The 20423-nt window shown below is 56.3% G+C and carries 15 protein-coding genes and 2 pseudogenes; 7 read left to right on the top strand and 10 right to left on the bottom strand.

The genetic code is table 11. From position 1 onward, the window contains the following. Positions 1-266 precede the first annotated feature (266 nt). From GA0061100_RS32875 to GA0061100_RS32885, 4 genes are all read left to right on the top strand, one after another. Positions 267-938: an acyl-homoserine-lactone synthase gene (locus GA0061100_RS32875; RefSeq protein ID WP_083961513.1), complete on the top strand. Its 672-nt coding sequence runs from the start codon at positions 267-269 to the stop codon at positions 936-938. 405 nt (positions 939-1343) lie between these two features. Continuing rightward, the gene (locus GA0061100_RS34975) at positions 1344-1502 is read left to right on the top strand and encodes a hypothetical protein (protein WP_167459859.1); all 159 of its coding nucleotides are present in this window, start codon (positions 1344-1346) and stop codon (positions 1500-1502) included. 71 nt (positions 1503-1573) lie between these two features. After that, entirely contained in the window at positions 1574-3184 is a 1611-nt protein-coding gene (locus GA0061100_RS32880) for an asparagine synthase-related protein (protein ID WP_075857054.1), read from the top strand. A gap of 173 nt (positions 3185-3357) precedes the next feature. Further along, a complete protein-coding gene (locus tag GA0061100_RS32885; RefSeq protein ID WP_075857055.1) occupies positions 3358-3570 on the top strand; it encodes a hypothetical protein in 213 nt (70 codons plus the stop codon). A gap of 55 nt (positions 3571-3625) precedes the next feature. Here GA0061100_RS32885 and GA0061100_RS32890 read toward each other — a convergent pair whose 3' ends face one another. From GA0061100_RS32890 to tssI, 7 genes and pseudogenes are all read right to left on the bottom strand, one after another. After that, positions 3626-4063: a hypothetical protein gene (locus GA0061100_RS32890; protein ID WP_075857056.1), complete on the bottom strand. Its 438-nt coding sequence runs from the start codon at positions 4061-4063 to the stop codon at positions 3626-3628. A 41-nt stretch (positions 4064-4104) separates the two neighbouring features. Continuing rightward, positions 4105-4308, bottom strand: a pseudogene (locus GA0061100_RS35335) (transposase family protein); the annotation flags it as partial. Positions 4309-4480: 172 nt separating this feature from the next. After that, the gene (locus GA0061100_RS34575; RefSeq protein WP_143525606.1) at positions 4481-5185 is read right to left on the bottom strand and encodes a hypothetical protein; all 705 of its coding nucleotides are present in this window, start codon (positions 5183-5185) and stop codon (positions 4481-4483) included. A gap of 10 nt (positions 5186-5195) precedes the next feature. Next, positions 5196-10004, bottom strand: a complete 4809-nt coding sequence (locus GA0061100_RS32905) for an RHS repeat-associated core domain-containing protein (RefSeq protein WP_075857058.1) — start codon at positions 10002-10004, stop codon at positions 5196-5198. A 2-nt stretch (positions 10005-10006) separates the two neighbouring features. Further along, on the bottom strand, positions 10007-10408 hold the full coding sequence (locus GA0061100_RS32910; protein ID WP_075857059.1) for a PAAR-like domain-containing protein: 402 nt from the start codon (positions 10406-10408) through the stop codon (positions 10007-10009). Continuing rightward, complete coding sequence (locus GA0061100_RS32915) at positions 10405-11562, bottom strand: DUF2169 family type VI secretion system accessory protein (protein ID WP_075857060.1); 1158 nt, start codon at positions 11560-11562, stop codon at positions 10405-10407. The genes GA0061100_RS32910 and GA0061100_RS32915 overlap by 4 nt, the downstream gene beginning before the upstream one ends. A 16-nt stretch (positions 11563-11578) precedes the next feature. Continuing rightward, entirely contained in the window at positions 11579-14149 is a 2571-nt protein-coding gene (tssI, locus tag GA0061100_RS32920; RefSeq protein ID WP_075857061.1) for a type VI secretion system tip protein TssI/VgrG, read from the bottom strand. A 75-nt stretch (positions 14150-14224) separates the two neighbouring features. Between tssI and GA0061100_RS32925 the strand changes: the two genes are divergently transcribed. Next, positions 14225-15214, top strand: a complete 990-nt coding sequence (locus tag GA0061100_RS32925; protein ID WP_143525607.1) for an AP2 domain-containing protein — start codon at positions 14225-14227, stop codon at positions 15212-15214. 96 nt (positions 15215-15310) lie between these two features. Here the strand turns inward: GA0061100_RS32925 and GA0061100_RS32930 are convergent, their stop codons facing one another. The 3 genes from GA0061100_RS32930 to rtcR form a co-directional block, all read right to left on the bottom strand. Further along, on the bottom strand, positions 15311-15856 hold the full coding sequence (locus GA0061100_RS32930) for an SMI1/KNR4 family protein (protein ID WP_075857063.1): 546 nt from the start codon (positions 15854-15856) through the stop codon (positions 15311-15313). Positions 15857-16038: 182 nt separating this feature from the next. After that, positions 16039-16278 carry a hypothetical protein gene (locus tag GA0061100_RS32935; RefSeq protein ID WP_143525608.1) on the bottom strand — a complete coding sequence of 80 codons (240 nt, stop codon included), beginning with the start codon at positions 16276-16278 and terminating at the stop codon, positions 16039-16041. A 261-nt stretch (positions 16279-16539) separates the two neighbouring features. Next, positions 16540-18144 (bottom strand): RNA repair transcriptional activator RtcR, encoded by a 1605-nt coding sequence (gene rtcR / locus GA0061100_RS32940; RefSeq protein ID WP_075857065.1) that lies wholly within the window; start codon positions 18142-18144, stop codon positions 16540-16542. 304 nt (positions 18145-18448) lie between these two features. Between rtcR and GA0061100_RS32945 the strand changes: the two genes are divergently transcribed. After that, on the top strand, positions 18449-19855 hold the full coding sequence (locus GA0061100_RS32945) for an RtcB family protein (protein WP_075857066.1): 1407 nt from the start codon (positions 18449-18451) through the stop codon (positions 19853-19855). A 213-nt stretch (positions 19856-20068) separates the two neighbouring features. Further along, positions 20069-20335, top strand: a pseudogene (locus GA0061100_RS32950) (3'-5' exonuclease); the annotation flags it as partial. Positions 20336-20423 lie beyond the last annotated feature (88 nt).

Here is a 20423-nt window from a genome sequence, read left to right on the forward strand (position 1 = left end):
GCCATTGCCGGCATACAGGGAGTGCTTTGCCAATAAGTTGGACCGATGGATATCGATGGCGGAATCGATCATATGATTGCAAGCGTGTATAGGCCTTATCGTCAATCTGGATAGCGCGGTGCTGGTCATAAACATTCATGGAAAGCAGGGCCTCTGGATAGAGCGATCCTGTCGCGCTATACCTTCGATCTGCTGGAACTAGGTATTCCTACTCATTTTTGAGAACAGGAAGATCATGCATACTGATCCCGAGGGCAGGTAGAGCGATGATCAAAATTTCCATTGGACATGCAGATGTAGACAACGTCATCATGGAAAAAATCTGGCGATTCCGGCATCAGCAATTTGTGGAACGGTGCGGCTGGGAGGTTCTACGCAAGGGTGATGGAAGGGAAATCGATCAATTTGATCACGGCGCCGCCATACATTTTACGCTGTTCAAGAATGAGACGGTAATTGGATATTCCCGATTACTACCCACGATATACCCACATCTTCTTTCGCATGTATACCCTCAAATCATGCAGGGTCAGAAGTTGCCTCGGTCATACGACATCTTCGAGTGGACGCGATGCGCGGTCAGAAACAGTGATGAGACGATTGATGGTGTTCCCGTATCGCGTGTTCTGATGGTCGGGGTCATGGAATTTTGCCGTATTGCTGGCATATCCTCGCTAATCGTTGAGACGCATCCAAAACTGATAAGCTCATTGCTGTCCAATGGATGGCAAGCATATCTCCTATCAGGGATCACAGTCTACGAAAATCAATTGATCGTGCCGTTGGAGGTCAGACCATCTCTATTGCCGATAGATATATTCTATAACCTATCTTCAATAGAGGAAGATAAGCACGATCATGTGGCTCAACGAAGAGAAGGCTTTGTTCACAAATACGTCGTTCATCGTGAGGTTGGATGTTTGACGCCAACTTATTAAGAGCGGCTGGCATTGATCATCAAGTCGAGCGTATGTTTGCATATAGCGACTCGCCGCTAAAGAATACACATCAAGACGGAGAAATCATCGCGATCTGTGACCGTGACGAATCAGTGTATTTATGGCGTCCAGACGAACTTCGATACAGGATGGCCACGGAGCGTCGGGCATAGTTTCATGGACATCCGGCTGAGGTACGATCCAAAAGACAACACGGGAAGTGGAGAAACTATGCAGACAGCCACGTTCATGGAACCGCTTGACCGGATAACACCAAAGCAGATGTTCTCGCAGGCTGTGCCACCATAGATGCGGAATGACGCAGTCAGCTGTAACCAACCACTCGCGTCATCGGCATGGTCGCCAGCATGGCGCAGTGGGTAACCCCAAATGGAGGTTCACATCATGGAAACGACCACTGCTCCGAAACATACGGATACCATCGGCAGAGAATTAAGCGTGTTTGCCAGAGCACCCCGCGTCGGGCGGACGCCTTCCACAACGGAAATCGCCGCTATGATCAAGGGTGGCAAGCCAGGCGACATGGACAAGCTTGACGTCTAACCTTTGGTCGGTGACCGTCGCAAAGGCGGCGGTCACTGGCAACGGAGTTTTCTGCTATTGGAACGATTTCCATGTTCAAGGGAACAATCAACCGAGATTACCTAGCGCCCGCCTGCAAAGCGCGGCGGCATTCTTCGCAAACCGCGATTGCCTCAATCGAAACCCTAAATCATCCCTTGCTTGAGAGTTTCCGATGGGAAATCGGCGAACATGTCGTGTTGATATGTCGTGAGCGCTGTTCCGGAGCCAATGAGCTTCCTGTCGCACAGCCGGATTGGACAATTGAGCAAGCGCAGGATTTCTGCTCTGCACATCGACAATGGCCATTGGATTATCAGACCGTTTATATGGATCGCCACTCCGGCACCGTCACTTTCTGCGCGGGACACGGAGGTGTCGCACCCCTCTATCTCAGGGTCACTGATACGCGTATCGACCTCTCATGGTCCGTGGCGGATTTTTATCCTCACCTGACGCTCAGCGAAGTTGACGTGGAGCGAACTGGACTACGTTTGATCGGGACCCTTCCCTATGCCGCGACGACGATGTTTCGTGGCGTCTTCATGCTAACCGAGCGCGCATCACTTTCCGTCCGCAGCAACGGCGTCGTCGAGACGCACTATCCACCTCCGGCACCCTATTACATCCCTACTCCTCTCCTGGATGATGCTGATGTTACCGATGCGGGATGCCGGTTGGTCGACACCTTGTTGCGTCGCTGGCCGCTAACCCCTGCCATTATGGCCAGCGAATTCAGCGGCGGACTGGATTCAGCAATCGTTGCCGCCATCCTGGCGCGGCAGCATCCTGATGCCTTGCCAACTTATGCCTTGCAGATCGAAGGGATAGCGCGCAATCAGAAGATCACCCGGCGCGCATTGGCGATCAAGCACTTCGGCTTCCGCGACCACGCGCTCGATGTTGACAGCATACGGATGGTTCCGACTGCATTCGGCGAGGATGGCGACTACGTCGCCGCCCCTTACAATGCTGATCTGCAGCGACCGCTCCAGCCACTGTTGAAAACGCTTGCGACCCCACGAGCGGTGGCAACGGGCACCGGCGGTGATGAATTGCTGATGGCCCACGCCTTCGAACAGGATCGCGAGCAATTGGCTCGCAATGTCAGCGATGCGTTCCTGCCCGCGATCCTTCCTTCGCCCATTACGCCGGCTCTAAAAGCCCGGTTGCCGGATTACGCAGCAAGCTGCGATCGAGCACCGTTTCCAGTTCTGCCAATTTCGGTGTTGGAGGCACAGGCAGCACGGTCGCCGTTGTTTTCAGCCCACGGCATATGGCCGATCAGCCCATTTGCCCAGCCAGAGGCAGTGCGGTTTTACCGAAGTTTGCCTTTGGTTTGGCGGCAGCAAAAGAGACTTCATCGCCAAATGTTGAAACTTCTCGGATACCCGGAGCGCTTCCTCGACATCCCGCTCAGAGAAAATTTCGAAAGCTATCTGGCAAGCTCGCTCGTTGCGGCTTCAACCGAGATCGCACGTCTCCTGTCGCGTTGCTGTCTTCTGCATGAATTGGGGTTGGTCGATGTTGATCGCCTGATCGCTGCGATCAGAGAAGTTCGACAGAATTCCCCCCTTGCTGATCTCGGCTTTATCTTCCACGCCATCAACCTTGAGCACATGCTACGGCGCATAAATGAACCTCAAGGGAAGCCATCGATCTAGCGGCAAGAGGTTGTCGTCTGGATTTTAGCCATCCCAACGAAGTCAGCGAGAAGTCGACATTCCAATATGTACGCCTTGATGGGAACTGAACTTCCGACCCGCTACATCGGATAACAGCAAGCCACTGATTATCTGTGATAACGTCCTTTATCTTCCATGGGAGTTGCCTGCCGATGTCGAAATACGGACGCCTGTCCGGCGACGAACTTTCGCTGACAATCGATCGCACGCTGGTCGTGATCGAAGGTGAAAGGCTGATCATTTCCAAGCAGGTTGCCAGCGCCGTCGAATTTCTGCATAGTGTCGGTCATCGGCAACTTGCTGACACGCATCTGCCGTCGCCCGCCATGCGCGAGCCGCATCTCGGCGCTATGGAGGAGAAATGACCATGCCGCAAACTACAAATAGCCCCACTGAAAATCCTGATCGGCACTTCTCTTCTTACCGTCCCCAGAGCATGACTATGGCCAATCCGTCGCTTGCCGCCTCGGAAAAGAAGCGTCGCATGGGACCGAAGAGCCATTTGTGAACAGGATCATTCCCGGTTGCCCGAATGAGATCGGCGTATTGTTCCTCCGTTTCGACCGCCAGTCTCTCAGCAATCTGGCCAACTAGCCATCTTCCAAAGAAAGCCACGCTTGGATCACCAGAGCCATCTTTCTCGGTTTGAAATTCTCCGGTTGCGATTTGCGATAAGGGCGGAGGCGCGCTGGCGAAGGCGAGGAGCCCTACTGCCAAGGATTGTTCTGTATTGAGAGTGGGAGCGTCTTCCAGCTGGAGGTTACCCAGAATCGCGTACCAGGCGCTCTTTGCTTGCACTGTAGCTAACGACCCCCTCGCCTCGTCCGAAACGGCGTAGAGACTTCCAAACCCGCTCATGTCAAATTGCTCCTAGTCTTCATTTCATCGAATTGCCGGCTCACTGTCACCGACTTGCCTTGCGCTGGTAGATCCTCGAGGCTGCGGTTGGACCAGCCATGCCTACTTCGGCTTCGACGTCCACAATCGGGACAAATCCCGGTCGCGGATCCAGCTGCAGAAACAACCCAACCGTCGTCAACAGTGAGCGCGACAGCCAGAATCTTGACTCCTGGGCCGGGCGACCATTTCGATTTCGTTCGCACCCCGCCCATAGCGACACTGCCCCTAGCGGCAGATGAACCACACTAAGTGAGGAAGAGTCCGATTACGTGCCAAGCGACACGTCAATCAGAAACTCGAGAACCAAAGAACCGGCCCCGATAGCAGTGCCCTTCAAGCCTTAGGGATAAAGCCTCGGTGAGCTTTCGCCTACGATTAGTACACATCCATTGGAAGAACTTTCAGGCCGGCCGCCCTTTCTGGACTAGGAGAATTTCGGATTGCATCAATATACTCCTTCGAAAATTCCATATCGATTTTGTAAAGCCCATTGTTAAATTGAAAGCTCTTCAAAACGAATTGATTTGTTAAAAATGTGCAATTTGGAAATATTCTTGCTTTGAATGGATCAATATTATAGCCCGCTTCATAACAAAGAATAAGTCGCTCAGTCAATTCTGGATCAACACGCATATTTGTAAATTCATGAGCTTCGATAATCTCGCGATCCTCTGGACCAAGGTTAGACTTGATGACAGGATCCTGCAAAGTTCCTCTCGTCCCATGGATTGGGTCCACTTTAACAAGATTTGCACCGCGCCAAACAAATTGCGTTCCACCAGGCACGTAGTCGGGATTATCAAGTACGCTAAGTCGATATTCGTCCCCGCCAACTCGCTGACTGGGGATTACGCCAGCTTTGATTTTCCCAATAGCGCGATATTTGAGAAAGTTGGATGATGTGAATGCACAAAACAGCTCCGGAATACGATTGAGATCAACGTCTTTCCACTTTCCATCATGACTAAAAATGTTAAAGAAACACAGTTCAGTAGTCGTGGTGGCTTGGGCCAGAGTAAACAAATCTGAACGAAGCCTTATATTGAATATATCTCCTGAATTACGAGTTACTCGCTTCATAAAAAAAACCTCATCTCTTCCGCCATTTCTCCAAAGCTATTTTATAGCGACCTTTGCTTTTATTCCTTGGTCCAACGGGATTCTGCTTATTTGCAGTTCCATCAAGACCCCCGAGTTTTTCGAATTGGTCTTGCTCCAACCCTCGGGCAACATCCCGATCTGGTCCTTCGTAAAGAATTACAGGCGGTTGAGCATCCTGAAAGCGCGAAAAATTACTGCTGTAGCGGTAGTTTAATACATCAGCTCCGCTGTCGAACGGACCACTCGCAAACCCGACATAAGGCTTGCCTGTTGCCGCATCAATACCTTGATAAGTGATATAAGTTGTGCCTGCCAGTCCCCAAGGATCCACCCAGCTATTAGGATTTTCAACGTAGGCCTGTGGCCTTGATCCTCCGAATAGTCCGACCGGGTCAACGCTGAGATACTGCGTAGTGAGGGGATCGTAATACCGATAGCGGTTATAAAATAGTCCGCTTTCTTCGTCCTCCCATTGCCCCTGAAACCGGATTGGGCATTCAGCTCTCGCCCGGGAGAACTCTTCCGCTTCGCTCAGCGCCAGGTTCCCGTATGCGGCGTAAATTCGTTCCTCCGCATGAGCCCTCCGGAGGCCACCGCTCGGATAGACGGAACGCCCGTTGTCGTTAGCAGGCCGAGCCTGCCAAACCCGGTTCAATGCGCCCCATAACCGATATTCCGCCGCCCATTGCTTCGCGCCTCTTTCGTCGAACATCTCCCGCGGCGAGCCGAGATGATCACAAACCACGTAAAGCAGACGGCCGGGTAGCTCGTCATAGCGACCTTCAGCATTCAGAATGTGGCTTGGTGCCTCTTGCTTGGCCAGAGGCCGGAAAGAGTCAGGCTCATAGTGCCAGCGCTCGGCATGATCCCATTCGATGGAACCATCGAGCCGGAGCGGCGCCTCCTCGATCACCTTGTCCCCATCCCAGCCATAGGCCAGTCCGACAACCGGTGGCCTGTCGCGATCGGCGGGTTTTCCTCGCGCCTTCGCTACCATTCCCTGTTCGGTAGTGTCGTCGAACCATTGCGTCCGATCCTTGATGCCCGTCAGATCAACCTTTCCCGCCATATGCGGCAGGGACCGACGCACCTCGCCCGAGGTGAGCTCCTTGACCTTCCACACCCGTCGTCCGAACGGATCATAGCCGTAACGCCATACCTCGCCGTCCGGCGTCAAACAACGTACGAGCCTATCCTTCGCATCCCAATCATAACGCCAGATCTTTGGACGGAAGCCGTCCCGCTCAATCTTACGCTCGATGGTCCTCCCGCGGATGTCGTGTCTGAGTTGGATACGCTCCCCTTGTGGGCCGCGCGCCAATCTTACCTTGCCTCCATCGGAAAGCTGCCAGCCGAGGAAGCCTTTACTATCCTCCGAAGGCCGCCATGCCGAACCGGCGATCTCGGGAGATAGCCCGAGCCCATCCTCACGCCCGGAAGAACCTGCACTATCGGCGAATGCGTCGACATTGTGCGCGGCATCATAGCGAAAGCGTTCGGCAGTACCGTCACCATGACGCGCCTGCGTCACCTGACCATTGGCGTCATGATTATAATGCGCGGCACCCCAAAATCCGTCCTCGACCCCGATTGGCGAAAAGTCGCGGTCCCAGGAGAACCGGCGCTCCACGCCTCGGGACGGCTGCGCCTCGCTCATCGCGGATCCGAGATCACCCCCCTTGCCGAAGCGTCGGTCCGCGGATGCGGTTTGTAAGCCGACGCTCTGGCTCAGCAACTGGCCGACGGCATCGTGGGTCTGATTGAGCGCAAAACCTCCAGCACTGGCGCGTCGTGTCTCCCGTCCCAGCCGATCGTGTTTGAAAGCAAGCGGCTGATGTCCATCAATGATAAGCCGTTCCACCTGTCCAAGGGGATCGCGCTCGATTGCAACGAGGTTCGACGTTCCGGGACTTTCTCCGTTGATCCGACGCTCGATCCGCAGGCCGTTCGCGTCATAGCGACTTTCGACTCGTCGTCCATTCACCGTCTCCGCTGTGATCCTGCCATTGCCATCACGCTCATAGGCCACCAGCGCGGCCTTGTTTTCCGCCTGGATCAGCAAGCCTCGGTCGTCATACCAGTAGCGGGTGACATCCTCCGCTTCTGCCTTGTCCTTTTCCTTGCCCGCTTCCAGCGGGCCAAAACTTTCCTCCCTGATCAGGAGGCCGGATCTGTCGTAGGCGAAGTCACGTCGCGCTCCATCCGGATAGCGTGTTGACACGACCTGCCCTGCCGCATCGCGTTCATACACGATCCTTCGACCATCATAATCCAGCTCCTCGATGACCTGGCCGGCTGCGTCACGTGTAAAAATCCAGCTCTGTGAGTTGGCGTTGGTAACCGTGAGGAGACGCCCTTCGCTATCGTATTCGAATGCCAGGCGTCCGCCTTTGGGGTCGATGATCGCATCAAGAACACCGAAAGCGCCACGCTGGTAGGTCCATTGCCGTCCTTCGCCATCGGTGACGCTTGCAAGCGTGCCTTCGCGATCGTAGGAGCGCGAGATCGCGACACCGTCCGGCCGCGTCAACTGCGAGGGCGTTGCAAAGCCACCCGCACCGGCACCGTAGGCAAGGCGCGTCACTCCTCCCATCGCATCGGTGATCGAGACGATCCGCCCGAAGGCATCGTGCAGGTATCGAGTCTCACCGTTTTTGGCATCGATGATGGCGACGAGACGATTGTGCTCATCGTAGACGCGCTGCTCTACAGCCCCATTGGGCCGGGTGAGCGCAATCGGGCGTCCAAGCCCGTCATAGCTGAGGGACGTGACATGCTTTTCGGCATCGGTCACACGGACAGGACGCGCCTTGTCGTCATAGGCCATACGCCGGGCATGACCGGCGCCATCGACGACCAACGCCAGTTGCCCGCGTGGTGTCCATTTATAGAGCGTCGATCTGCCTTCGCCATCGGTGACGGAATGAATATTGCCGTATTCGTCATATTGCCTGACAACGGCATTGCCGTTGGCATCCGTGGTCGCGGTTTCCCGGCCGAAGACGTCAAAATCGTGCCGAGTCAACGAGCCAAGCGCGTTGATCTCGGCCGTGACGTTGTATTGGTCGTCATAGGTAAAACGCTCCGCCCGCTTCTCGTCGCCGCCGGGCACATAGACAGTTTCGCGCCGGTCTCTGGAATAGCGGAAGCGATCGTCATTCCACAGACCCGACGTGGCCGTGTGGACGACCCGTTCCTGAGCATCATATTGGAATACCGTCTCGCTGCGCTGGCTGAGATTGGTCCAACGCTTGAGCAAAGGTCGGGTGGGGGACCACGCGTAACGGACCGACATACCGAACGTGCAATCGGCGGAAATCATCCTTCCTCGTGCATCATAGGCATAGCGAGCAAGCGAAATTTGCGAGCCATCCGTGCCTATGAGGGTAATGGCGGTACGCCGCCCGCCGGCATCGTTCTCAAAGGTGAGCGACAGCCCGTCCGGTCCGTCGAGCCCGGTCAGCACGCCGGTTTCGGAACGATGAAAGGTAGCTCGCAACCCATCGAGTGTTTCGATGGATTCGAGGCGATATATCCTGTCGTCATATTGCCGGAAATGCTTGACGATCCGCCCCTCCTCAAGGTGCAGCTGCCGCAGCCACGGGGCGCTCAATGTCAAGCCTGGAAACGCTGGATTGATCGACTCAAGGATATTGAACGGCCGTTCGAAGCCGATCTCCTCGCCGGAAGCCCTGAAATAGGTCAGTTCGCCGCGCCGGGGATTGGTAAAAATCTCGTCGAAGGCTGAAATCTGGCAAAGACCCAGCGGACTTGTGTAACGTGCAGGCAAGCCGAGCTTGAGACCCAAGTAGCGCGAGCCGTCAAAGGGGAGTGTGCCGGGAACAAAGAAGTCTTCCCAGGTTTCCAGAAATTCGCCTCTGGCGACCGAAACAGGTTCACCTTTTTTGATAACGGAATTGCCGGTATTCTGAGTTCGTGGCGGCGGCTCGTCTGGCACCGGCCGTACAGCAGGCGTCTTTGGCGGTACTGCCTCGTCGGCCGGTGGTTTTGCTACTGGCTCTACCGGTCGTGCGCCACCCGCGGTCGATGGGCGAGCACGCATTCCCAAACCATTGCCTTCGACGCCTGCCCTCGCTCCAAGTGCACCGTAGGCCAATCCCGTCACGACGTCCGCTAAAGCGCGCCCCTCAACTGTATCCGACTGCAGATTTCTTTGAATCCAATTGAGTTGGGTGTTTTCGTTGACATCCTTTTTCTGCTGGCACCGTTTCAGGACAAGACTTTCATAACCTTTACCATAGCCGAAGTCCGGACCTTTCAATTTGGCCATGTTTTCGTCGAGACCATCCATGAAGGCCAAATGTCCTTGCGGCGTTCCCTTCAGGAAAAACGAATCCGGCAAATTGGCTGTATTGTCGAGGTCCCTTTGCAGAGTTTGATACCCATCATCAGCCCGGAGAATCGCCTGAAACCCTTCAGGATCCGATGTTCCGGGACGTCCGTGCCACACATCAGACCATGACTTCAGTCGATCGCCATCTGGATAGTTGCGCTGAAGGTAGGAGTTGATGTTGTCTCTTTGCTTTTGTAATTCCTGTTCTTTCGCCGCCTTCGCATCGGCCCTCAATTTTTTCTGATAATCGGTCTCCGGGCAATCGAGCGGCTCCGGCTTCGCCGATGCTTCCGTGTTAAGTTGGCTTGAACCATTGCCTTTGGGCGATGTTTTGCCGGTGCCGTGTTCCGCACGCGCCGGGGCGGGCTGGGGGGAAGGTCCTCCCGAAGAATTGCCGGCACCTTGTGATGGCTGTTCCTGCGGTTGGACCCCGTCCTGCGCCATCGTCAGCTCCGGTTCTTTTCGATGGGAGTGAAGGGCTCGGTTGGTCCTTCACTAGCCATGTTGATCGAACCGGGGTCACGATGACGGCAAGAGGCCCAGCCGGACGAGTAGACTGTAGAGGTCGTCTCGACCACATGGGATAGGCCATAATAGCCTGGCACAACGACGCCCCTGCCTGTACCGGGCTTGTGACCCTTGTAGTACGGGGCGCGGGAGTTGAGGTGAAAATCGGGGATTTTGTTGTTGAAGACGCTGTCGGAGATGCGAATGGAATCCTTCAGCTTGGCCACCGAGAAATAGGCCACCGGCACCATGGAACTGCCACGCGGTGTCCAGCACACGTCTGGACCGTCCGAAACGAAATAATGTTCCGTCGTTGCTTGCGAAGAAACTCTGTCGCTCACGCGTAGTATCCTTCCCTGATGCGTTGTTTCACCGTCGTACTGTCATCGCCATGTGTTCCGCGGTGAACACTGGCTGTGGCATAGCGCTCCGGCTCGAAGCGCGTACGCCAACTTAGATAAATGCGCCTGCAACGAGGATTGGCGTCTGCAATATCCAGAAATACGGTATCGAGCTTCATCTCCTGGCGAATGCTCTCACCATCCTCGGTCGCAAAATCCACCACCAGTTTTTCGCCCGGCAAGCGAAAGGAAAAGTCTGCTCGCTCCGGCAGGAGATTGATGAGGTGGACCCGCTCCTCCCCGCCGAATTGGTTATCGACAATTAGGTCCGGGTGGGCGCTGTTATGGTACGCAAAATCGTAGTCCGCGGGCCATAGCGGCCAGACATTGGCCTTCCACTCATCATCATAGGTACCGCCATACGGATAGCGCGGCTCCCAGGCCGGCGGGATCGGTCCGAGGCTTTGTGGAGCATAGATCTTGAAGGCGTCAGCGATCGGTTCGTCCGCGGCTTCGATTTGCGGTGCGGGATGGGCCACGGTGTGATCGGTCCACTCCCTGTCGATCCAGCCGATCCCGAGAGGATTGTAAGGGTTGGTATCCATAACCGCTTCGCCGTTCTCGTCCTTGCCCTTGGCAAGAAGACCGCCATAGGCATGCTCGTAGCGCAAGGGCAAGTTAGCGATAGGCTCCGGTTCGGAAAGGCTCCAGTGGTCGAACCAACGTCTATGCTTTTGCCATTCCTGTTTCTCACGTTCGGCAAGCGCTCTTTTCCACATGGGTTGCCATTGACGCGGGCCTGTCACACGCAATCGCTTGGCGTGAGACACCTGGGCGCCTTCGATCTCAATTCCGCATAGCCAGGACGGCAAGGGTTTGCCACCTGGCGCGCAGGCTACGGCGTTGACGATAACATCCGCCTTTGGCTTTACCGGAACCAGATCGGAAGGGTGCCAGAGCGAAGTGAGATTCACCTCCCCATGACATTCGTCATCGAACATCATGGGCGCTTGTTCTTCCGCCACCAGCAAGCGGCCACTCGGCGCGAACTCAAAGGTCGCCTTGACGATGATGACGCCGAACTCCTGTCCACGATTGTCCTTGGCATAGAAGCGAAAATTCGGGAAAGGCGTGAAATTCCTGAGCTTTGGCATGATCGATGTTCGGCGCCTAATTGTGATGAACGATATCTGATTGCTGCTGGATCAACCTCTCACCCTCAACATAGATCTTGAGTCCCCGGAGCAGGATGTCGCCATTCTTCCTCATGACCAGAAGCGCCTTTGGAGGGCTGGTGTTGCCCTGTCCGTCGACGCTGGCGCCGACTCCGATCACCAGTTCGTCGCCAATATCGATGTGATACGTGTTACCGACCTTTTGCTTGAACACATGACCAACGGTCGACACTTTCGCCGTTCCGATCTGCTCGGTTTTGGCGACGCCGACACTGGTATTGTGGGTGAGGCCTGCAAGCATGTTGTACATGCCTGGGCCGATAAGGGAGGCGAGTGCACCGAGCGCTTGGGTACCCGCAGCAGCCATGGGCGCACCGCCCACGCTGCGCAGTGTTGAAGCCCCTACGGACGTGGCAGCCGACAATGCGCTATCGAACCCGCCCGCTGCGGCACCGAGTGCTGCAGTGCCAAGCGCTGAGGCGAAGGTGCCTGCAACGCCGCCCTGGCTGGCGGCGCCTGCCGGCGCCACTGCCGGCGCGATAGCCGCAACCCCCTTGAAAGCAGCTCCCGCCGCATCCCCTGCATTGCCGGCAGCAGAAGCGGGACCAAACCCGGCTGTAGCTGCGCCTGTTACGGCACTTGCGGCAGCACCGGCCGTCTTTGTGGCGGCATCGCCTGCCTGGCCAGCCATCGCCTGCGCGGCAATCCCCATGGCCTCTTGCAACATGCCGGCACTCTGCCCCATCAATCCGGACAGCGTCCCACCCATCATCGCGGCGGCGCCCATTCCCGTGGTTGCTCCCACCACCTGATTCAATCCACCACCTACCTGGTGGTTCATATTGGCGCCTACTGTGAGTTGGTGTTGCTCGCCATAGCTGTGCAGGGCACTGGCATCCACCGTATGAACCTGATTGTTCAAGACCTTGGTGGTCATGTCCTTCTGCGCATGGGTGTGCAGGTTCTCCGCACCCTTCTCGTCCTCGAAGGAGAGCTCGTTGAAACCCGCACCCTTGTGGGTGTTCGTTCGGAACACGGTCTTGGTCTTGTTGCCGGGCAATTCATAGGGCACGGTGTGTTTCGCATTGGGCGCAAGCCCGAGGACCACCGGCCGATCCGGATCTCCTCCGATGAAGGCAACCATCGCCTCCTGACCGATACGCGGGATGGTCTGCCCCCCGAAATCGGGTCCCGCCCACGGCTGGGCCACCCGGATCCACGGACTGTCGGTTCCGTCCTTCTTGGCCTTGCGGTCCCATGGCATCCAGAGTTTGATGCGGCCGTGAGGGTCGGTGTGAATCTCTTCTCCCTCGGGTCCGGCGATAAAACCGACATGCACACCGTCGATGCGCGGCTTGGAGGTGGTGCGATGCGGTGTCGCCGGCACCCGGGCAGGCAGGGCGACGAAACGGTTGGAATATTCCGGCGCATCCTGGTCGGCGGCCTCGTACGAATGGTCGCGGGCGCTCACCTCCAGCTTGTAGACGACCATTTCCTCGAACTTGTTCGCGGGATTGGCAACATCATACGGCTGGAATTTCTGGCCAACCTCCAAGGTGCGGACGGTTGAAGAGCCTTCGGTAAGATTGTGATCGACTTCGGTGGCCTGCATGCGCCACCTCGATTGCTTCTCCACTTCGGCGTTGTCGATGCCTTCCGACGCGGAACCGACACCATAGCCGCCCACCACTGAGCCGAATTCGAACAGTTCGTATTTCTGGTTGCCATTCAATTCGATCAGCGAAGGGGCATTGGCTGTCGGAATGTCGACATGCAGGAAGTTATAGTCGGCACCCGTCCGGCGGCCGGGGGAATATTCGAAGCGCTGAAGCCAATTGTTAATATGGTTACGATCGGAGCTGCCGAGGGCATACCGGATCTTCCCGTCCGCCTCGTCCTTCGGTTTGTCGTAACCGGATTGATGGTCGGCGAGCACAAGAACATGCCTGGCAGAGACCGAACCTTTCTGACCGCCCTCATGTCGGAAGTAGTAGAAGATCCCGTCAGCCTCTAGGCGGCGAGTAAGATAATCGAGATCGGTCTCGCCAGCCTGCACGGCATAGACCATGGGCTTGGGCTGATGGATCACGCCTGATACGTCCGGTGCTGGCAGGCCATGTTCGGAGAGCAGCGTCTGCGCAACATCGACACTCGACAGATGCTGCCACGTGCGCCAGTCCGATTTCTGGCTGAGCAGGAACAGTTGGGGCCTGATCACCAGCGTGTAGGCACGCCCGCCTCGTGTCAGCGGCGGCCCGGCGGTCACACCCTGTATGAGGCCGTTCCAGGCCTTCCGCTGACCCTCACCGATTTCCAGCGACACGTCGGCAAGGGTGGCGATCAGGCGTTTGGGATCGATCTCGCCATACTTGGCGCGCACTCCCACTCGCAATTCGAACAGTTCGTTGATGCCGGCTCGATAATCGAGGCGTTCGGCGAGAAGGACATCCGCTCCCAAAACCGTTTCAATCCGGATGGTTCGATCGACCTGCGAAAAACCTTCGCTCGTGAGCGTGTCGACAAATTCGTCAAGCGCCATTGCCAGCGTGCCCTTCTTGAATTTCACAACGTAGGATCAGCAAGGCTTGATTTACGATGCGAGTGCCACAAGTGTACGACGCAATCAAAGATAGGTGGCATATTGGAAAATCAAGGCCGCGATGAACGAAGATTTTATGGCTCGACAGCTCGGCCTGATTGCAACGCGAGCGCGAATTCGAATTCTGAAGATGGCACTCACTTCTATGCCCTCAAGCGCCTGCCACCTCGGGGTAGCATAGCGGGCGCATGGCGAGTGATGCTGCGTCGACAGGGGCGACATATCAGTCGCACCTTCAAAGATACTGCTTACGGATCTGCCGAATCTGCCTTCGAGCAGGCACGCGACTATCGCGACGCAATCATGCACGCGTTGCCGCCAGTGACCTTAAGGGAGAAGGCGAACTGCCTGAGAAGCGACAACACCAGCGGTGTATCCGGTGTCTACAAGGCGCATGATCCTCAACCTCGATGGATCGCCTACCTCTCCTCCCCCGACGGAGTGAGGACAAAGGGGTACTCGGTGTCGAGATATGGCGACGAAAAGGCGAAAATCTTCGCCATCAGGAAACGGCAGGAATGGCTTGCGGACATTCCATCAGCTTTCCACACGGTTAACGAGGAGGCCAAAGCGGTCGCGCGATGGCAGTTCCCCGACCGGCTCAACCACATTCCGAGCGTCACGAATAGTCATTTGATGCCGCCGGAGGCAATAGATGAAATCCTTACCAAAATTGACCAGGATTTCGATGCTCGTCGCCCCCTGCGGCTTCGAGTCACGATTCGCGGTGACGCCAACGATCGCCTACGCGCCATCGTCGTGTTCAATAAGACCGGTGCGCAGATCAAGCAGATCAGCATAGGCACTCGAAGCCGTTCCTTGGCCGAGTCCCTTTCGCTGATGAGATCGAGCCTTCAGCGTGCACTGCTCGAATTTTGCGGCGAACCGGTGGTCCGAAGATTCGAGGCAGGATATGCTGCGCGCCTGCTTGACCCTGTCTCTTTTGATCGCGTGCGCGGCTCAGAAATAGCGATGTACATTCCGCGTCACACAACATACCTCAGCGGACAAGATACATCGCAAAGCGAATGATCATGAAGCCGTTTTCGCTGTGGCGTCGATACACGGCGATAGCGTGGTTGCCTTCAAAACCGGCGAACGTCTCGACGGCTGCGGACAGAGATGGCTTCAGACCAGCTTGGCATACATCTCCATCAACGCGTTGAATGACGGAGCAACCGGCATGAAGAAGCCATGCTCGATGAATGTGCCAATGAGCGCATCGGGCGTTTTGGTCCAGTCGATCCCAGCAGATTCAAAGTAGTGCCCGTACAGTTCGCCGTCCGTGTACATGATCTCGCCAAGCTTTGAACCTTCTGTAATTTCGACAAAGGTGCAGAAGTCACCTCCGACGGCAATCGGCGGCGCGAAGGTAAGCAATTCTCTTCCGTATCGGTCCATCCTCGGAATGATGGTCAGGAGATCAGCATAGTCACGCCCATTTTCGACGCCGTAGAACGTATTTATATCAGCCAAAGCGCCGCTCACGCCGACCTGTCTTACCTCATCGAAGTCGAACGTCGTGCTCAAGCCGTTGCAGCGGGTCAGAAAGCGTATGTAGTCCTGCGACAGATATACGCCGTGTTCATTTACCAGGCGTTCGAGCGCTGCTGGGGTTGCTTTCCCGAAAGATTCGATCCTCGTGGATCGGACGAATGCATCCAATGCCGTCATAAACTCTCCTTTGCCCAGCTATCTCGAAATTTCAGGCCTTCACATATGATCAAAACACTAGGCGCAGAATGCCAGCAGTTTTCAGGCTATGTCTTATGCCGTGCCGATATGGCGCTCCCAGATAACAGTCAGCCCAGGCTACAAAACAGAAGTGCGAGCGTGGTCGCCGAGACGGCCTCGCGTCACGAAGTGGCGAATTTCACCGCAACCCCGCGTTGCCGAAAGTAGGCCTGCATCAGTTTCCTGCCAGAACGATTGTTATGCGCGAGCCTGGTTGGATCGAATACCGCTTCCTTCAAACCCGCTCGCGCTAAGGCTGCCTTGAGATTCGCGATATGCAAGTCGATGTCGGCATTGTCCGCCTGGAGCGATTCATAAATGCGATTGACTGCGTCTGCTACGGTCGGTTCGGTCACTCTCATACTCCTGTTACGGCTTCGCTCGCACTTACCATATTTCTCGGCGTGACCTTATTGTGGTGAAGTATATCCAGGTCAATGATGGAGTGGAACGCCGCATACCCAACGACTTCAAAGCTCCTGAATGGGATGCGAACTGTCGGCCCAGAAATTCGAACAACCCGTAAACTCGCTAAGCCTTCGAGAATATTACGCTTTAGATCGGGTTAGGTGATGGAATTCGTCTTTCGGCGTTTTGAATAGCACTACGGAGCCTACGGCCGGTCACCTTGGTTTAACGTCCTCAAATCTGAGATCGAAGCGCGCAAGATATTTCGTCAGGCGATCCGCGTCGTTGCTGCTTTTCTTTTCCAGTCGCGAGATCGCAAACAAGGCTCTGCCGGCAGAGCTCGCCGTCGCATGCTCACGGCAAGTCTGAAGAACGGTTGCAAGCTGCACGGCATCAAAACGATCAAGGCGGGCGGCAGCTTCTGCGCCCAGCACATCTTCAATGATCGCATCGGTCCCATCATCATCGGTCACACGCTGCCAAAACGTATTGAGGCGCTTGATTTCGTCGTCGACGACCTCGGTTGTGATGCGCCCATGTGGGGCGAGCGTCGCCATGCGTGTCACCGATGCCGACAGATCGCGGAAATTGGCACTCCAAACGGCTTGCGGGCCGGTCGCAAAAGTCAAATAGCGTTCCCGCGCCTCCTTGTTGAAGGTGACGTTTTCGCCTTCCCGCTCCAGATAGCGCCTGAGCTCGAAGTCGAGATTTGGTTCTATATCCTCCTTGCGCTCGCAAAGGGCCGGTAATTGAAAAGTCCAGAGATTGAGCCGGGCATAAAGATCTTCACGAAACCTTCCCTTTCGGACATCCTCGCCGAGATCGCGATTGGTTCCAGCGAGCAGCTGGAAATCCGCCGATACCTCCCGATCAGCACCCACCGGCAAGAATCTCCTTTCCTCGATCGCACGCAGGCACATGGCCTGCTCGTCGAGGCCGAGCTCACCGATCTCATCCAGGAACAACACGCCCTTGTCGGCGGATTTGAGCAGGCCGGCGCGCTCGCTGGCCGCACCGGTAAAGGCGCCCTTCACATGGCCGAACAGTGCAGACATGGCTTGGTCGCCGCGCAGGGTCGCGCAGTTGACCTCGATGAACGGGCCGCTGACTTTCCGTTGCGCCTTCTTCAGCTCGTAGATCCGGCGGGCAAGTTGCGACTTGCCGGCACCAGTCGGTCCCGTCAGGAGGACGGGTGCTGTGGACCGGATGACCACTTTCTCAATCTCGTCGATCATCCTGTTAAAGGCTGCATTACGCGTCGATATGCCGGATTTCAAAAAGGAAGCCGCATCTTCCCGCTCAGAGGCGAAACGCTTGGCGATCTCGTCGTAGCGCGAGAGGTCCAGGTCGATAACCCGGTGTGTGCCGACGACATCCTGTTCCGCCTCCCGATCACGTGGCGGCGAGAGCTGCAACAGCCGACCAGGAATAATCCGAGCCTCGGTCAACAGGAACCAGCAGATCTGCGCCACATGGGTGCCTGTGGTTATGTTGACGAGATAGTCTTCCGTATCGGGATCGAAGCTGTAGCCGCGGGCAAAATCTCTAAGGTTTGTGTAGACCTCCGAAAAATCCCAGGGATCGCGGAAGTTGATGACATTGCTGCGCACCTCAGTCGCCGGCGAAACCGTCCCTATATCGCCGATGATCCGCTGGCTGAGAGCATGCGCGTGATTGTCGTGGATCAGTTCCAACCGATCGATGAAGAGGCCTGGCTGTTGACAAAGCGCGACGGTGGGGCGCCAGCGGCTCCAGCGATTGTCCCATTTCCCCGCATCCAGGGTCGTTCCCAATATGCTGATGGCAACGCGCCGCTTCATGGCTTATCCGAAATTATAAATCCCTATATGAATGGATATTATCTTTCCGGCCACAGATTTGGCAACCGCTGACTTCTCAAATGAAGTCAAAAGATTTTATCCCATTAAAACAGATAGATATCGGAAATATTCTCGCTGTTCACGCTCATTTCTCCAAACTGGCACGCTACTTGAAATGTATCTGGCACGAACCAGTCGAGAGCCACCTTCGTGGTCTCCTGAAGGGTTCGCCACCCGAGCGGTATTTGAAGAAAAGCAACTTAACAGAAGGACTGCAGACGCAGAAAAGACAATGACAACGGTAATGAGCGGACAGGATTTGATCGATGCCGGCATGAGCCAGGGAAAATGGTTTCGCCCAGCCCTCGACGCCGCCAACGCGGTTTTGAGCAACGGCGGCTCGATGGCGGATGCGATGGAAGCGGCAAAGGCTTTCCAGCCCGGGCCGACGCTCGCCTTGCGGGCCGATAACGATATCGAGATCTATTCGAACATCCGCGCAGAGAATGCTTTCGAGCAAGACAATGTCGAAAAGGTCCACGCGACGATGCGCGCGCTGGTGCGCACGCCGGTCGTCCGGTCCGCGGCTATCATGCCGGACGCGTGCCCCGCAGGTCCGGTCGGCACGATCCCGGTCGGCGGCGTGGTTGCTTCCGAAGCGATCCATCCAGGCATGCATTCGGCTGATATCTGCTGCTCGATGGCGATATCGATCTTTCCAGGCGTCGATCCGAAGTCGTTGCTGGACGCCGTGCATGCCGTGACGCATTTCGGTCCGGGCGGACGTCCGCGCGGCGCGCAGTTCAAGCCTTCCGAGGCGACCCTATCGGCTTTCGAGCAGAACCCATATTTGCGCGATGGAGCGCTGAGCGCCGGCATCGAGCACTTCGCGACCCAGGGCGACGGCAACCATTTCGCCTATGTCGGAACCATGAAGTCGACCGGCGAAACGGCGCTCGTCACCCATCATGGCTCGCGAGCTCCCGGTGCACGGCTCTACGACAAGGGCATGAAGGTCGCCAACCGGTTTCGCGAGCAGCTCTCGCCCGAGACCCATCGCGAGAATGCCTGGATCCCGGCGGATACCGAGGAAGGCGACCTTTACTGGTCGGCCTTGCAGACCATCCGTCAGTGGACGAAGGAAAACCATTATGTCCTTCACGACATGGCGGCGGAAAAACTCTCGGCCAAGGTCGCCGATCGCTTCTGGAACGAGCATAACTTCGTCTTCCGGAAGTCTGATGGGCTGTTCTACCATGGAAAGGGCGCGACGCCTGCGTTTGACAACTGGGCACATGATGCGACCGATCTGACCATCATTCCGCTCAACATGGCGGAACCGGTGCTGATCGTTCGCGGAACGGATGCCGCTCATGGTCTCGGCTTCTCGCCACATGGCGCCGGCCGTAACATCTCGCGCAGCGCGCACATGCGGCAGTTGTCGGCGGAGTATGGGGCGGATTCACGTGGGCTCAGCCCGAACAATATCGCGGCAATCCTGGAGAAGGAGACCAGTGGTCTCGACGTGCGCTTCTTCTCCGGCTTTGCCGACGTGTCGGAGCTGCCAAGCGCCTACAAGAGCGCTGCCAATGTGCGGGCACAGATCGAGCATTACGGCCTAGCCGAAGTGGTCGACGAGGTGATCCCATACGGCAGCATCATGGCTGGTGACTGGCAGAAGAATGCACCTTGGCGGAAAAAACGCCAATAACCATCGGGAAAGGCGGCGAGTTCGCCTTTCCCGCATACAGCACGATTACAATATCGCAGCGGGGCGGACCTCGATCAAACGCAGGACGTCCATCGACGGCGAAGGGCAATGTTCCGCAATTCGTCTGGCAACTATGAGAAAGTTCACATGACAACCGAATACGTGATCGACGGTTCTCAGATAACATCGCTGGAGTCGTTTTACGACGAGATCAGCCGAGTTTACCAAGCAAGCCAGCATTCGCGCGTGCGCATTTTCGCGGAAAATGCACCTTTCGATCTCAAGGACGTGCTCAAGGCAAGGAGCTATCGCTGGTCTGATGGCAGCGACGGGCGGCCGAAATCATGGTGGATCGAGATCGCCGAAGAGGCCATGGACCACGAACTTCGCTTCTTGCGAACCGAGATCTACCGCTGGCAGGATGCCGATCCGCCAGTTCAGCGGTTGACGGCATTCGACCGGTTCAAGAGCCAGAGGTAACGTCTCCACGCTGTTTCTGGGTCGCCACAATAAGCCCTCACTTCGTCGAAGAGATGTTTGTCCGGCAAAAGCGGTGGCTGAAAGTCGA

The sequence above is a fragment of the Martinezella hainanensis genome, from assembly GCF_900094555.1.
In the GTDB taxonomy this organism is placed as follows: Bacteria; Pseudomonadota; Alphaproteobacteria; order Rhizobiales; family Rhizobiaceae; genus Rhizobium; species Rhizobium hainanense.